We start from the raw sequence: 13,690 nt of genomic DNA, 5'->3' as shown, positions 1-13,690 counted from the left end.
CTGCGCCGCGTTGTCGTGCCACCAGATCGTCAAAAAATCAGGCGATGGCCCCTGATGCCTGCATGGCACCCACTGCATCGGGCGTGTAACCCAGCTCTTGCAGCAGCTCGGCCGTGTGCTGGCCCAGGCGCGGCGGGTCGCAGCGCACATCCAGCCGCTGGCCGGCCATGCGCAGTGGCATCAGCGTGATCTGGGCCGTCTGCCCGGCGCGCTCGCCGTCAGGCAGCGTGATGTCGGCCAGGCCGCCCGTGGCTTGCAGGTGCGGGTCATCAAACAGTTCTTCGGGCCGGCGGATGGGCGCAAACGGCAGGCCGTGTCGCTCGAAGATGGCGGCCAGTGCGTCGGCCGTGTGCTCGGCCAGGCGCTCGCGCAGCACGGGCATCAGCGTGGGGCGGGCGCGCACGCGGTCGTTGTTGGTGACAAGGCCTGCGTCGGCCTTCAGGTCGGCATAGCCCATGGCATCACAAAAGGTCTGCCACTGCGCATCGCTCACGGCGGCCAGAAAAATCTGCCCGCCATCCTTCACGCTGAACACGTCATACACCGCCCAGGACGAAATGCGGTCGGGCATGGGGGCAGCGGGTTGCCCAGTGACGGCGTACTGCATCATGTGCTGGCCGACCAGGAACACGTTGTTCTCGAACAGGGCCGAATCCACCTCCTGCCCGCGCCCGGTGATGCCGCGCTGCATCAGTGCCGCCATCGCACCGATCGCGCCGAACATGCCGCCCATGATGTCGTTCACGCTGCTGCCCGCGCGCAGCGGGTCGCCGGGGCGGCCAGTCATGTAGGCCAGGCCACCCATCATCTGCACCACCTCATCGAGCGCTGTGCGGTGCTCGTAGGGGCCGGGCAAAAAGCCCGTGTGGTTCACGTAGATGAGGCGCGGGTTGAGCTGGCTCAACGCCGCGTAGTCGAGGCCGTATTTGGTCATCACGCCGGGCTTGAAGTTCTGGGCCACCACATCGGCCGATGCCGCGAGCTTGCGCGCCACCTCCAGCCCCTCGGGGCTGCGCAGGTCGAGCGCAATGCTTTTCTTGTTGCGGTTGAACATGGGGAAGAAGCCAGCGCCCGCACCCAGCAGGTGGCGCGTGCGGTCGCCGTCCACGGGCTCGACCTTGATGACCTCGGCGCCCAGGTCGGCCAGCACCATGCCGCAGGTGGGGCCCATGACCATGTGGGTGAACTCCACCACACGCAGACCTTCGAGCGGCAGGCGGGGGGACGAGGGCTTGGCGGGTGTGTCGTTCATGTTCAGGGCATTCAAAAAAGAGTTCAGGCCGTGGCGTCTTCGCGCAGCGCGGCGGGTGCGGCATTCTGCGGCAGCCCCGCCTGCCAGAGCGTGCCGTGCAGGGTCTCGCCCATCAGCCAGCCCGCCACGCGCTGGCGCAGCGCCAGCATTGCGGCCACGTCGATGCCGGTGACGATGCCCATGCGTTCGAGCATGAACACCAGGTCTTCGGTGGTGACGTTGCCGCTAGCCCCCGGCGCGTGCGGGCAGCCGCCAATGCCCGCCAGGCAGGCATCAAAGCGCGTGATGCCCGCCTGCCAGGCCGCATACACATTGGCCAGGCCCATGCCGCGCGTGTCGTGGAAATGCGCGCAGGCCAGGCGGTCACCCACCAACGCACGCGCTTTCTCGAACAGGCGCGCTACGGCGGCTGGGTCGGCATAACCCACGGTGTCGGCCAGGCTCACACGGTCGGCGCCTGCATCGAGCAGGGCCATCATCAGGCGCAGGACCTCGCTCTCGGCCACCTCGCCCTGCAACGTGCAGCCAAAGGCCGTGCCCACGCCGCCTTCAATCAGTGTGTGGTGGCCGCCTGCGTCGCGCAGTGCACGGATGCGCGCCACCTCGGCCACGACCTCGTCGGGCGTCTTGCGCAGGTTGGCCAGGCTGTGGGCATGGCTGGCCGACAGGGGCACCACCATCAGGTCGGCACCGCACGCCAGCGCGCGCTCGGCACCTTTGGTGTTGGGCACCAGCACCGAGGCCACCAGGCCCTGCAAAGTCTTGGCATGGGCCAGCACCTCGGCCGTGTCGGCCAGTTGGGGCAGCAAGCGGGCCGGTACAAAAGAGCCGACCTCGATCTCGCGCTGGCCTGCGGCATAGGCGGCGTTGATCCACTCGATCTTGTGCGCGGTGGAGACCACGGTGGCAATGCTTTGCAGGCCATCGCGCAGGCCCACTTCACGAACCACGGCGCGCTGCTGTTCAGAGGGGATCGGGGAGGTGCTCACGGGATGTCTCTTTCTGGTGGAAGGCTGCCGTGGATTCTAGAAATTCCCAACAGAATCAGAAAATACATTTTGGAAGCCCTATGATTCCCAACAAGAACATCACAAACCTGGAGGCAACGGCATGCGCGATCTGGATCTGCAGACCCTGCGCCTGTTTGCCGCCGTGTGCGAGCAGCGCAGCATCGCGCGCGTGGCCGAGCAGGAGTCCATCGTGGGTTCGGCCATCAGCAAGCGGCTGGCACAGCTGGAAGACACGGTGGGCACGCCGCTGCTGCTGCGCAAGCGCCGGGGCGTTGTCCCCACTGCTGCCGGAGAAACCTTGCTGGAGCACGCTCGCACCATGCTGGCCAGCGTAGTGCAGATCGAGCGCGATATGTCGGCGTACGCCACCGGCACCCGAGGCCATGTGCGCATGCTGGTCACCGCGTCCGTCATGGCGGAATCGCTGGCCGACGATGTGGCGGCTTTTCTGCAAAATCCTGCACACCGCAACATCCAGATCAGCCTGGAAGAGCGCGTGAGCCCCGAGGTGGTCCAGGGCGTGCGCGACGGCAGTGCCTCCATCGGCATCTGCTGGGACGCGGCCGACCTCTCGGGCCTGGAGACCAGCGCCTACCGCAGCGACCACCTGGCGGTGGTGGCGCACCAGTCGCACCCTGTGGCCCAGATGCAGAACGTGCGGTTTGCCGACGTGCTGGCGCATGAATTTGTCAGCATGCCCGCCCTGAGCGCCGTGCAGGTGCTGCTGGCGCGCGCGGCCGCAGTCGAAGGAAAAGTACTCGCCCACCGGGTGCTGGTGTCCAATTTTGATGCAGCGCTGCGGGTGGTGCGCGCCAACCTCGCCATCAGCGTGGTGCCCCGCGAGGTGGCCCAGCCGTTTGCCGAATCGGCCCCGGTGCGCATCATCCCGCTGAGCGATCCGTGGGCCCAACGGCGCTTCGCCATCTGCTACCGCAGCGCCCAATGGCTACCGCCTGCCGCCCAGTTGCTGGTGAACCATTTGGCAGGGCTCGGGCATCCATAGCACCACCCCAAACCGTGGCCCTGTCGCAACAGTTTGATACGCAATATCGTATTTTCAGGGTGTAGCGCATGTGTGCTGTGCATTCTGAGCTACCAAACTTGTAGCAAAATGGGTTCCGCGCTATAGTCTCAGCGCATCAGCGGGCCCGGCAAACGGCCACCCGCACCGAACCTAGATCCAACATTTGCGCGAGGAGAAGCGTCCATGAGCTCCAAAGAAAATGCTTCCATCAACCAGCTTTTCGAGAAACTCGAATGCCGTTATGCGCTGCGTGTGCTGTGGGCCCTGAAGGATGGTCACCCCCAGACCTTCCGCCTGCTGCAAGATAGCGTGGGAGGCATCACCCCCAACACGCTCAACACCCGCATCAAAGAGCTGCGCGAAGCGGGCTTTGTGGATCACGGCAGCGACGGCTATACCGTCACTCCATCGGGCGCCGACCTGCTCAAGCGTCTGTCGGACGTGCAGGCCTTTGCCACCCGCTGGGTTGCGGGCCGCGCCAAGAAGGTCTGACACCCCACATCCGCTGGCCCGCATGGCGCCTGCCCGTGTCTTCACGGGGCATTCGCTAAAATAGGGTTCAAAATGGCTTCTAGCGCACTATATGTAAGCGCTAGGAGCTATATTTTTAATAGCATTCAAGGAATTTTCTCATGGCATTGACCACCACTGCATCCGGCCTGCAATACGAAGACACCACCGTGGGCGAAGGCGCCGAAGCCACCAAAGGCCAGAACGTGTCGGTGCACTACACCGGCTGGCTGTACAACAACGGCGAACAAGGCGCCAAGTTCGACTCCAGCCGCGACCGCAACGATGCCTTCGAGTTCTCGCTGGGTGGCGGCATGGTCATCAAGGGCTGGGACGAAGGCGTGCAGGGCATGAAGGTGGGCGGCCAGCGCACGCTGATCATCCCCGCCGCCCTGGGCTACGGTGCCCGTGGCGCTGGCGGTGTGATCCCCCCCAATGCCACACTGAAGTTTGATGTGGAACTGCTGAAGGTCGGCCGCTGAGCAGACGGCACCTGACCGCCTCACCCCCATAAAAAAAGCGGCCTCCGGGCCGCTTTTTTTGCGTTCAAGGTGGCATGCATCGCTTGCGCGGCATGTTCAATCGAACAGCGCCTTGTCCAGCCGGTCGAACTTCGTGTCCCCCACAGCCTCACGGATCTTGGGGGCCAGCGCCGCCAGGTCATCAAAGCTCCCGGCCCCCTCCACCGACAGATTCAAGCGAAAACCGCGAAGTCCCAGCCCCGCCGTCAACTCTGTGGCAATGGGGTATGCGGCCTGATAACGCTCCTTGGGTGAGCGCCCGGAGCCTTCCATGGGCGAGGCGATGGTGCCCAAGTCGGTGCCAGACGCCTCCCCAGTCGTCGTCACGGGAGCCGACGCCGAGTCGGCACCTGCCGCCGCGGATGGCACCGCAAGAGCTTGCCCAGACAGAGGGGCCAGAAGCCCCTGCGCAATCATCGTCTGGACATCGTCCTGTGTGATGCCCATGGCCGCCGTGGCCGCAAGGATTTCACCCGTGGTGCGTTTGCCGTCAAAAAGAATAAAGGCCGAGCGCTGGCGCGAACTCAAACTGCCACGGCGATCCTTGAGCGCCTCCTGCCCTGCCTGGGTTTTGACGAGAACCATGCGTCTCCTAGTTATTGCAACGATTGCGATGCCCGATGGGTCATGCGCCGCAGTCCAGAATCCCATGTTTTAGCATCCATGGAAATCGGGGTTTACACATAAACACATTCCGGGGTCATGCCCCGCCATGCCTACATTTCCGACCGGATGCGTGGCAGCGCGGGTGCGGGGCGCGTGATCCAGCTCACAACGAGTATGAGCAGCAACCCACAGGGAACGCCAAATACCCCGGCGGAGATCGGCTGAATACCAAACCAGAGCCCATCGGCCAGCAGCCAGCGCGGCAGCATCTGCATCGCTGGCACATGGGACAGCATGTAATACACCGTGACGGCCAACCCCCCCAGCATGCCCGCCACCGCCCCCTGACGCGTGGTGCCGCGCCAGAAGATTCCGAGCACCATCGCGGGCACGAATGCCGATGCCGCCAGCGAGAACGACGCCGACACCATAGGCAGGATCTCGGAGGGCTTGAGCGCCGCCACAAAAGCCGCTGACAGGGCCACGGCCAGCAAGGTGAATTTGGTCAGGATCACCCGCTGCTCAGGCGATGCCTTGCGCTGTGTGTCCTGGAAGTACAGGTCCCGCACCAGCGCGTTGCTGATGGTGAGCAGTAAACCATCGGCCGTTGACAGGGCAGCGGCCAGCCCGCCGGCAGCCACCAGGCCCGACACAACATAGGGCAAACCGCCCAGCTCGGGCGTGGCCAGCATGATGAGATCTGCGCCCAGCCGGATTTCGCCAAACTGGATCAGGCCATCGCCATTCACGTCCTCCACCGACAGCAGCGAACTGTCCACGCGCGCCCACTGAGCCATCCAGTTGGGCAGTGTCTCAAAACTGCTGCCCACCAGGTTTTGCATGACCTCAAACTTCACCAACACGGCCAGAGCAGGTGCACTCAGGTACAGCAGGGCAATAAAAAACAGCGACCAGCCCACCGACGCGCGCGCCGCCGACACCGAGGGTGAGGTGTAGTAGCGGGTCAGCAGATGCGGCAAACCCGCCGTGCCCACCATCAGGCAGAACATGAGCGCCAGAAAGTTGCGGCGCGTCAGTTCGTAGTCGCGCTGCTCCTGCGGGGTGCCATCGGGATCACCCGCATAGGCCTGGCTGTGGAGCGGCAGCCCGCCCAGGGGGCGCGCACGCTCGTAGTTCTCGCGCATCTCGCGGGCCCAGCGCTCACGGGCCGCAGCCGGATCACGCGGCAGCGCTGCCAGCTCGCGGCTGGCCGAGACGATCAGGCCAACATCGGCATTCTGGGCACGCAGCGCACGAATGTGCTCGCGCCCCTTCTCGCGCTCGCGCTCCAACGCGGCATCGACGTCTTGGAGACGCGCCTCAAAGTCCTTGGCGCGCTGCAGGTAGGCCTGCACCACCTGGTGCTCGGCAGGAGAGTCCAGCAACTGCGCCTCCAGATCGGCAATCTTGCTGATCTGCGCGCCATAGACCAGCGGTGCCAACGGGTTGCCAAGCTGCTTGTAGGCCAGCCACGACACGGGGATCATGAACGCCAGCAACAACACCACATACTGCGCCACCTGCGTCCAGGTGATGGCGCGCATGCCGCCCAGAAACGAGCACAGCAGCACCCCCCCAGGCCGAGCATGATGCCGATCTCGAACTGCACGCCCGTGAGGCGCGAAGCGATCAAGCCCACACCATAGATCTGCGCCACGACGTACGTGAAAGAGCAGAGCACGGCCGCCAGGGCCGCGATGACGCGGGGCCAGCGACCGCCAAACCGCACATGAAAGAAGTCGGGCACGGTATACAACCCCATGGCCCGCAGGTGGGGCGCAATCAGCATCGCCACCAGACAAAACCCCCCCGTCCAACCCAGCAGATAGGCCAAGCCACCGGCCTGCCCCGGCGTGCCCGAGAAACCCTGCAGATACAGCGCCCCCGACAGGCTGATGAACGATGCAGCGCTCATCCAGTCGGCCGCCGTGGCCATGCCGTTGTACATGGGCGGAATGCGCCGCCCCGCCACGTAATAATCCTCGGGGTCGGTCGTACGGCCATACACACCGATACCGGCGTAAACCATCACGGTGAGGAACAGAAAAATCGGGCCGATCCAGTGCCGCGAGAGGCCCTGGTGCTCAGCCCAGGTCATGAGGGCCAGAAAACCCAGCACCCCTGCCACATACATCGCCAGGATGCGGTGCAGCCGCCACAAATAGGCACGGTCCTCGTCCTCGCTGCCCGGCTTGCGCTCAGCCATGAGGACGATCTGCGGCGGTGGAAGGGGGCTGTTCCGGCACCTGGAGGCGCTCAAGGTCCTGCCGCTCAAAACGGTTCATGGCCCAGCCATAGGCCACCACGATGCCAATGAACACCAACACGGCGCCCTGGGCCGCAATCCAGTAGCCCAGGGGCCAGCCGCCAAACACCAGCACCTGCAGGTCTCGGGCGAAGTACGTCGCCACGAATGACACCAAGGCCCACAGCAAGAGCAAACCCGCCTTGAGCCTGAGGTGGCGCACATCGTGCAGATCTGGCGGGAAAGGCCGCGCCATTTCTGCATCGTGCGCGCGAGCGGGCTGCTGCAACGGCATCACGGACACCGCATCACGGATGTTGTGGTGGGTGGCGCAAATGGCGCATGGCAGCCCTTGGGGATCAACCCGCCAGTTGTTGCCAGGTGGCGATCACGCTGTCGGGGTTGAGCGAGATCGACGAAATGCCTTCCTTGGCCAGCCACTGCGCAAAGTCAGGGTGGTCGCTGGGGCCCTGGCCGCAGATACCGATGTATTTGCCCTGCGCCAGGCAGGCCTTGATGGCCTGGTGGATCAGAGCTTCGACAGCCGGATCGCGTTCGTCAAAGTCCCGCGCCAGCAACTCCAGACCCGAGTCGCGGTCCAGGCCCAGGGTGAGCTGGGTGAGGTCGTTGGAGCCGATGGAGAAACCATCGAAAAATTCGAGAAACCGCTCGGCCAGGATGGCGTTGCTGGGCACCTCGCACATCATGATGACCTTGAGGTCGTCCTTGCCACGTTGCAAGCCGTGGGTGGCCAGCAGTTGGGTCACGCGCTCAGCCTGGCCCAGCGTGCGCACAAACGGCACCATCACCTGTACGTTGCTCAGGCCCATGTCGTTGCGCACACGCTTCAGGGCTTCGCATTCCATCGCAAACGCTTCGCCGAAGTCTTCGCTGATGTAACGGGCTGCACCCCGGAAGCCCAGCATCGGGTTCTCTTCCTCGGGCTCATAGCGGCTGCCGCCGATCAGCTTGCGGTATTCGTTGGACTTGAAGTCCGACAGGCGCACGATGACGGGCTTGGGCCAGAATGCGGCGGCAATGGTGGCCACGCCTTCGGCGACCTTGTCCACATAGAAAGCGCGGGGGCTGGCATGGCCACGGGCCACCGATTCCACCGCCTTTTTCAGGTCGGCATCGATCTGCGGGTAGTCCAGGATGGCCTTGGGGTGCACACCAATGTTGTTGTTGATGATGAACTCCAGCCGGGCCAGACCCACACCCTCGTTGGGCAGTTGGGCAAAGTCAAACGCCAGCTGGGGGTTGCCCACGTTCATCATGATTTTGGTCTTGATGGGCGGCATTTCTCCGCGCAACACTTCGGTCACTTCGGTCTCGAGCAAGCCGTCATAAATCTTGCCCGTGTCACCCTCGGAGCAGCTCACCGTGACCAGCGTGCCGTCTTTCAGCAGCTCGGTCGCATTCCCACAGCCCACTACCGCCGGGATACCCAACTCGCGCGCAATGATGGCGGCGTGGCAGGTGCGCCCGCCCCGGTTGGTGACGATGGCGCTGGCGCGCTTCATCACCGGTTCCCAGTTGGGGTCGGTCATGTCGGTCACCAGCACATCGCCGGGCTGGACCTTGTCCATCTCGGAAATGTTGTGCACCAGGCGCACGGGGCCGGTGCCAATCTTCTGGCCAATGGCGCGGCCTTCGGCCAGCACAGTGCCCTGGCCTTTGAGCTTGTAACGCAGTTCGGCCTGGCCCTTGGCCTGGCTCTTCACGGTTTCGGGCCGTGCCTGCAGGATGTAAAGCTGGCCGTCAGTGCCGTCCTTGCCCCATTCGATATCCATGGGGCGGCCGTAATGCTGCTCAATCACCAGCGCGTAGCGCGCCAGTTGCTCCACATCGGCATCGGTCAGCGAGTAGCGGTTGCGCTGCTCGGTGGGCACGTCCACTGTCTTGACCAGTTTGCCGCTCTGGGCTTTCTCGTCGGGGGTAGAGAACACCATCTGGATCAGCTTGCTGCCCAGATTGCGGCGGATCAATGCTTTCTTGCCCGCCTTAAGCATGGGCTTGTGCACATAGAACTCGTCGGGGTTCACGGCGCCCTGCACCACCGTCTCGCCCAGCCCATAGCTGCTGGTGACGAAAACGACGTCTTCGAAACCGGACTCGGTGTCGATGGTGAATATCACGCCCGCAGCGCCCAGGTCGGAGCGCACCATGCGCTGCACACCGGCCGACAGGGCCACCACGTCGTGCTCGAAGCCCTTATGCACGCGGTAAGAGATGGCGCGGTCGTTGTACAGCGATGCGAACACCTCCTTCATCTTGTGCATGACTTCGTCAATGCCCACCACATTCAGAAAGGTTTCCTGCTGGCCAGCGAACGAGGCATCGGGCAGGTCTTCGGCTGTGGCTGAAGAGCGCACGGCAAACGAGGCAGCGGGGTTGCCTGCACTGAGTTGGGCGAATTCGTCGGCAATGGCTTTTTGCAGATCGGCCGGGAAAGGCTGGGCCTCGACCATGGCACGGATTTCTGCACCCACGGCGGCGAGCGCACGCACGTCTTCCGTGTCCAGCGCCTTGAGCTTGGCGCTGATGCGCTCGGCCAGGCCGTCATAGGCCAGGAACTCGCGGAACGCGTGGGCGGTGGTGGCAAAACCCGTAGGCACGCGCACGCCCTGCGGAAGCTGGGAGATCATCTCGCCGAGGCTGGCGTTTTTACCGCCAACGACCTCGACATCGGTCATTCTCAGGTTTTCAAACGGTACGACCAGGGCGGTCGGGCTGAAAAGTGCAGACATGGGAAAGCTCCAGAAGTTGAAACCGGGTCTGCGCGCCCGCCCCCTTGGAGCGATGGGCGAGCGGCCATGCACAGGCTGCAGCTTTGTCGTTGTGGTTGTAGGCCGACGGTGTGCATGGTGAGAATTGGATAATTGTGACAATTGTAGGCCCGGGCATCTGGCAGCGGGCTGACGCTTTCAAAAAGTCAAAAAGGGGCCCCATGCACTCGCGAACAGTATTTTTTGTGTCCGACGGCACTGGTATCACCGCCGAAACCTTCGGCAATGCCATCCTGGCCCAGTTCGAGATGAAGCCGCGCCATGTGCGCCTGCCCTTCATCGACACCGTGGACAAGGCCCACCAGGCGGTGCGGCAGATCAACCACACCGGCGAGGTCGAGGGCAAAAAGCCCGTGGTCTTCACCACCCTGGTCAACATGGAGGTGCTCAAGGTCATCCAGGACGGCTGCAAAGGCATGCTGCTGGACATGTTCGGCACCTTTGTGCACCCGCTGGAAGAAGAGCTGGGCATCAAGTCGCACCACCGCGTGGGCCGCTTCAGTGACGTGAGCCGCAGCAAGGAATACACCGACCGTATCGAAGCCATCAACTTCAGCCTGGCGCACGACGATGGCCAAAGCAACCGCGATCTGGCAGGCGCCGACGTGATTCTGGTCGGCGTGAGCCGCAGCGGCAAAACCCCCACCAGCCTGTACCTGGCCATGCAGTGTGGCCTGAAGGCCGCCAACTACCCGCTGATCCCCGAGGACTTCGAGCGCCGCCAGTTGCCGCCCGCGTTGATGCCGTTCCAGAAAAAGATCTTCGGCCTGACCATCAGCCCCGAGCGCCTGGCCGAGATCCGCGCCGAGCGCCGCCCCAACTCCAAATACGCCAGCCTCGAAAACTGCCGAGCCGAAGTGGCCGAGGCCGAAGCCATGATGCGCCGCGCGGGCATCCGATGGCTGTCCACCACCACCAAGTCCATCGAAGAAATCGCCACCACCATCCTGCAAGAGGTGCGGCCCGAGCGGCTGGTGTATTGACGCAGGCAAGCCATTCCCCACAATAAAAAAGCGGTGCCCAGGCACCGCTTTTTGCTATTAAATGAATAGCTTTCAGCGCATGTCTATCATGCGCACAAGGCCATTTTCACCCCATTCACGCGGCCACAGCCACCTGCGCGGTCGCAGGGGCCACGCCGGATGCGCCAGCGGCCGATACCACCGGCATACGGATCAGGTGGTCGAAAGCACTGAGCGCCGCCTTGGAGCCGTCGCCCGCCGCGATCACGATCTGCTTGAACGGCACCGTGGTGCAGTCACCCGCTGCGAACACACCGGGCAGGTTGGTGCGGCCATGCGAGTCCACGATGATCTCGCCAAACTTGGACAGATCCACCGTGCCCTTGAGCCATTCGGTGTTGGGCACCAAGCCGATCTGTACGAACACGCCTTCGAGCGGCACGGGGTGCTCCACATTCGTGGCGCGGTCCTTGTACTTGAGGCCGTTGACCTTGCCGTCGGCGCCGGTGATCTCGGTGGTCTGCGCGTTGGTATGGATGGTCACGTTGGGCAGGCTTTTCAGCTTGTTGACCAGCACAGCGTCGGCCTTGAGCTGGTCGGCAAACTCCACCAGCGTGACATGGGCCACGATGCCGGCCAGGTCGATGGCCGCCTCGACCCCCGAGTTGCCGCCGCCGATCACGGCCGTGCGCTTGCCCTTGAACAGCGGGCCGTCGCAATGCGGGCAATAGGCCACGCCCTTGTTCTTGTACTCGGCTTCGCCGGGCACGTTCACGTTGCGCCAGCGGGCGCCGGTCGAGAGGATTACCGTCTTGGACTTCAGCGAGCCACCGTTGGCCAGTTGCACTTCGATGAGGCCACCGGGCTGCTCAGCAGGAATGATCTTGTCTGCGCGCTGCAGGTTCATGATGTCCACGCCGTACGCACGGGTGTGTGCTTCGAGTGCGGCGGCAAACTTGGGGCCGTCGGTTTCGAGCACCGAGATGTAGTTCTCGATGGCCAGCGTGTCGTTGACCTGGCCGCCAAAACGCTCGGCGGCCACGCCGGTGCGGATGCCTTTGCGGGCGGCGTACACAGCGGCTGCGGCGCCCGCAGGGCCACCGCCGACGATGAGCACGTCATAGGGCGCTTTGGCGCTGAGCTTGGCGGCTTCGCGGGCGGCAGAGCCGGTGTCGAGCTTGGCCACGATTTCTTCGATGGTCATGCGGCCCGAGCCGAACACCTGGCCGTTCAGGAAGACCATGGGCACGGCCATGATCTCGCGATCAGTCACTTCCTGCTGGAACGCGCCGCCTTCGATCACGGTGGTCTTGACCTTGGGGTTGACGATGGTCATGAGCGACAGCGCCTGCACCACGTCGGGGCAGTTGTGGCAGGTCAGGCTCATGTAGACCTCGAAATTGAAGTCACCGTCCAGGGCCTTGATCGAATCGATCACGTCCTGCTCGACCTTGGGTGGGTGGCCGCCTGTCCACAGCAGGGCCAGCACCAGCGAGGTGAACTCATGGCCCAGGGGCAGGCCGGCAAAACGCAGCGCGTTGGTGGCGCCCACGCGCTGCAGGCTGAACGAAGGCTTGCGCGCGTCGTTGCCGTCGGTGCGCAGGGTGATCTTGTCGCTGCGCAGCGATTGAATGGTCGTCAGCAGCTCGCGCATGTCGCGCGCCGTCTCGCTGTCGTCCAGGGAAGCCACCAGCTCAAACGGCTGCTGCACGCGCTCCAGGTAGGCGGCGAGTTGGGTCTTGAGTTGTTCGTCGAGCATGGTGGTGTCCTTTGAATTTCGAGTTGTGATGTATGGGAGGTTGAAGCCAAAAGGGCTGCAGTTCAAGCCTGCATATCAACGTCCGGGCGTAAAAAAGCCGGACGGCATGGCGCGATGGCGCCATGACGCTGTCCGGCTTTGGAGGAGCCGTGGATTAGATCTTGCCAACCAGGTCCAGCGAAGGCGTCAGGGTCTTGGCGCCTTCCTTCCACTTGGCGGGGCAGACCTGGCCAGGGTTGGCGGCGGTGAACTGGGCAGCCTTGAGCTTGCGCAGGGTTTCCGACACGTCACGGGCGATTTCGTTGGAGTGGATTTCCATCGTCTTGATCACGCCATCAGGGTTGATCACAAAGGTGCCGCGCAGTGCCAGGCCTTCTTCAGGGATGTGCACGCCGAAAGCGTTGGTCAGCTGGTGCGTAGGGTCGCCGACCAGGGGAAACTTGGCCTTGCCCACGGCGTCCGACGTTTCGTGCCAGACCTTGTGCGAGAAGTGGGTGTCGGTGGTGACGATGTAGACCTCGGCACCAGCCGCCTGGAACGCAGCATAGTTGTCGGCAGCGTCTTCGATTTCGGTGGGGCAGTTGAAAGTGAACGCTGCAGGCATGAAGATCAGCACGGACCACTTGCCCTTGAGGGACTGCTCGGTCAGGTCGATGAATTCACCCTTGCCGGCGCGGTTGACGAAAGCGGTGGTCTTGAAGGGCTGAACTTGCGTATTGATCAGGGACATTGCTGGTTCCTTGGTGGTTGGTTAACTGAACAGGACTGAAGTTTAGGCATTTCCAAGCCATCAATCCAATTAATTGATTACATCGAATCAATTGCCAATTACTATACAACGCCCTGTGCGACCTCCCGGTGACAACCCTGGTGCGCCGCGGGGCACACAGGATGTGAACGCGAACACCTCTCAGCATCACACGCAGCCCGCGCGCCGCCGCAGGGCGTGCCTTGCGCTCCAAGATATTGGTCAAAGACGGCTATCGCGCTTTAACAAATAGCGCCTAATGCT

Annotated in this window: 11 protein-coding genes and 1 pseudogene; 4 read left to right on the top strand and 8 right to left on the bottom strand. The window is 63.5% G+C overall.

Annotated features, from left to right (window positions below; genetic code table 11):
- Positions 1-37: 37 nt before the first annotated feature.
- Positions 38-1,252 (bottom strand): CaiB/BaiF CoA-transferase family protein, encoded by a 1,215-nt coding sequence (locus tag CLU85_RS08590; RefSeq protein WP_100409902.1) that lies wholly within the window; start codon positions 1,250-1,252, stop codon positions 38-40.
- A 23-nt stretch (positions 1,253-1,275) separates the two neighbouring features.
- Positions 1,276-2,241: a hydroxymethylglutaryl-CoA lyase gene (locus tag CLU85_RS08585; RefSeq protein WP_198509159.1), complete on the bottom strand. Its 966-nt coding sequence runs from the start codon at positions 2,239-2,241 to the stop codon at positions 1,276-1,278.
- Positions 2,242-2,362: 121 nt separating this feature from the next.
- Here CLU85_RS08585 and CLU85_RS08580 point away from each other — a divergent pair, with 121 nt between their 5' ends.
- The 3 genes from CLU85_RS08580 to CLU85_RS08570 all read left to right on the top strand — a co-directional run bounded on the left by CLU85_RS08580 (position 2,363) and on the right by CLU85_RS08570 (position 4,278).
- Positions 2,363-3,265, top strand: coding sequence for a LysR family transcriptional regulator (locus CLU85_RS08580; protein WP_100409901.1), 903 nt, complete (start codon positions 2,363-2,365; stop codon positions 3,263-3,265).
- Positions 3,266-3,469: 204 nt separating this feature from the next.
- Entirely contained in the window at positions 3,470-3,778 is a 309-nt protein-coding gene (locus CLU85_RS08575) for a helix-turn-helix domain-containing protein (RefSeq protein ID WP_100409900.1), read from the top strand.
- 140 nt (positions 3,779-3,918) lie between these two features.
- The gene (locus tag CLU85_RS08570) at positions 3,919-4,278 is read left to right on the top strand and encodes an FKBP-type peptidyl-prolyl cis-trans isomerase (RefSeq protein WP_100409899.1); all 360 of its coding nucleotides are present in this window, start codon (positions 3,919-3,921) and stop codon (positions 4,276-4,278) included.
- Between the two features lie 96 nt (positions 4,279-4,374).
- Here CLU85_RS08570 and CLU85_RS08565 read toward each other — a convergent pair whose 3' ends face one another.
- The 4 genes and pseudogenes from CLU85_RS08565 to ppsA all read right to left on the bottom strand — a co-directional run bounded on the left by CLU85_RS08565 (position 4,375) and on the right by ppsA (position 9,918).
- Positions 4,375-4,902, bottom strand: a complete 528-nt coding sequence (locus CLU85_RS08565; RefSeq protein WP_100409898.1) for a hypothetical protein — start codon at positions 4,900-4,902, stop codon at positions 4,375-4,377.
- A 131-nt stretch (positions 4,903-5,033) separates the two neighbouring features.
- Positions 5,034-7,129 (bottom strand): annotated as a pseudogene (locus CLU85_RS08560) (VC_2705 family sodium/solute symporter).
- Entirely contained in the window at positions 7,122-7,463 is a 342-nt protein-coding gene (locus tag CLU85_RS08555; protein ID WP_100409897.1) for a DUF4212 domain-containing protein, read from the bottom strand. The pseudogene CLU85_RS08560 and the gene CLU85_RS08555 overlap by 8 nt, the downstream one beginning before the upstream one ends.
- A 64-nt stretch (positions 7,464-7,527) precedes the next feature.
- On the bottom strand, positions 7,528-9,918 hold the full coding sequence (gene ppsA, locus CLU85_RS08550; RefSeq protein WP_100409896.1) for a phosphoenolpyruvate synthase: 2,391 nt from the start codon (positions 9,916-9,918) through the stop codon (positions 7,528-7,530).
- A 200-nt stretch (positions 9,919-10,118) separates the two neighbouring features.
- Here ppsA and CLU85_RS08545 point away from each other — a divergent pair, with 200 nt between their 5' ends.
- On the top strand, positions 10,119-10,940 hold the full coding sequence (locus tag CLU85_RS08545) for a pyruvate, water dikinase regulatory protein (RefSeq protein WP_100409895.1): 822 nt from the start codon (positions 10,119-10,121) through the stop codon (positions 10,938-10,940).
- Positions 10,941-11,055: 115 nt separating this feature from the next.
- Here CLU85_RS08545 and ahpF read toward each other — a convergent pair whose 3' ends face one another.
- On the bottom strand, positions 11,056-12,678 hold the full coding sequence (gene ahpF / locus CLU85_RS08540) for an alkyl hydroperoxide reductase subunit F (RefSeq protein WP_100409894.1): 1,623 nt from the start codon (positions 12,676-12,678) through the stop codon (positions 11,056-11,058).
- Between the two features lie 154 nt (positions 12,679-12,832).
- Positions 12,833-13,408: an alkyl hydroperoxide reductase subunit C gene (gene ahpC, locus CLU85_RS08535; RefSeq protein WP_100409893.1), complete on the bottom strand. Its 576-nt coding sequence runs from the start codon at positions 13,406-13,408 to the stop codon at positions 12,833-12,835.
- Positions 13,409-13,690: the final 282 nt, after the last annotated feature.

Origin of the sequence: Acidovorax sp. 69, from assembly GCF_002797445.1 — a bacterium.
GTDB lineage: Bacteria > Pseudomonadota > Gammaproteobacteria > Burkholderiales > Burkholderiaceae_C > Acidovorax.
Note: the sequence above shows the minus strand (reverse complement) of the source record. Positions and strands in the feature narration are given on the sequence as shown.

Coding starts and splice junctions, on each gene's coding strand:
- CLU85_RS08590 (WP_100409902.1), bottom strand. CDS start 1,252: ATGAACGACACACCCGCCAAGCCCTCGTCCCCCCGCCTGCCGCTCGAA.
- CLU85_RS08580 (WP_100409901.1), top strand. CDS start 2,363: ATGCGCGATCTGGATCTGCAGACCCTGCGCCTGTTTGCCGCCGTGTGC.
- CLU85_RS08575 (WP_100409900.1), top strand. CDS start 3,470: ATGAGCTCCAAAGAAAATGCTTCCATCAACCAGCTTTTCGAGAAACTC.
- CLU85_RS08570 (WP_100409899.1), top strand. CDS start 3,919: ATGGCATTGACCACCACTGCATCCGGCCTGCAATACGAAGACACCACC.
- CLU85_RS08565 (WP_100409898.1), bottom strand. CDS start 4,902: ATGGTTCTCGTCAAAACCCAGGCAGGGCAGGAGGCGCTCAAGGATCGC.
- CLU85_RS08555 (WP_100409897.1), bottom strand. CDS start 7,463: ATGCCGTTGCAGCAGCCCGCTCGCGCGCACGATGCAGAAATGGCGCGG.
- ppsA (WP_100409896.1), bottom strand. CDS start 9,918: ATGTCTGCACTTTTCAGCCCGACCGCCCTGGTCGTACCGTTTGAAAAC.
- CLU85_RS08545 (WP_100409895.1), top strand. CDS start 10,119: ATGCACTCGCGAACAGTATTTTTTGTGTCCGACGGCACTGGTATCACC.
- ahpF (WP_100409894.1), bottom strand. CDS start 12,678: ATGCTCGACGAACAACTCAAGACCCAACTCGCCGCCTACCTGGAGCGC.
- ahpC (WP_100409893.1), bottom strand. CDS start 13,408: ATGTCCCTGATCAATACGCAAGTTCAGCCCTTCAAGACCACCGCTTTC.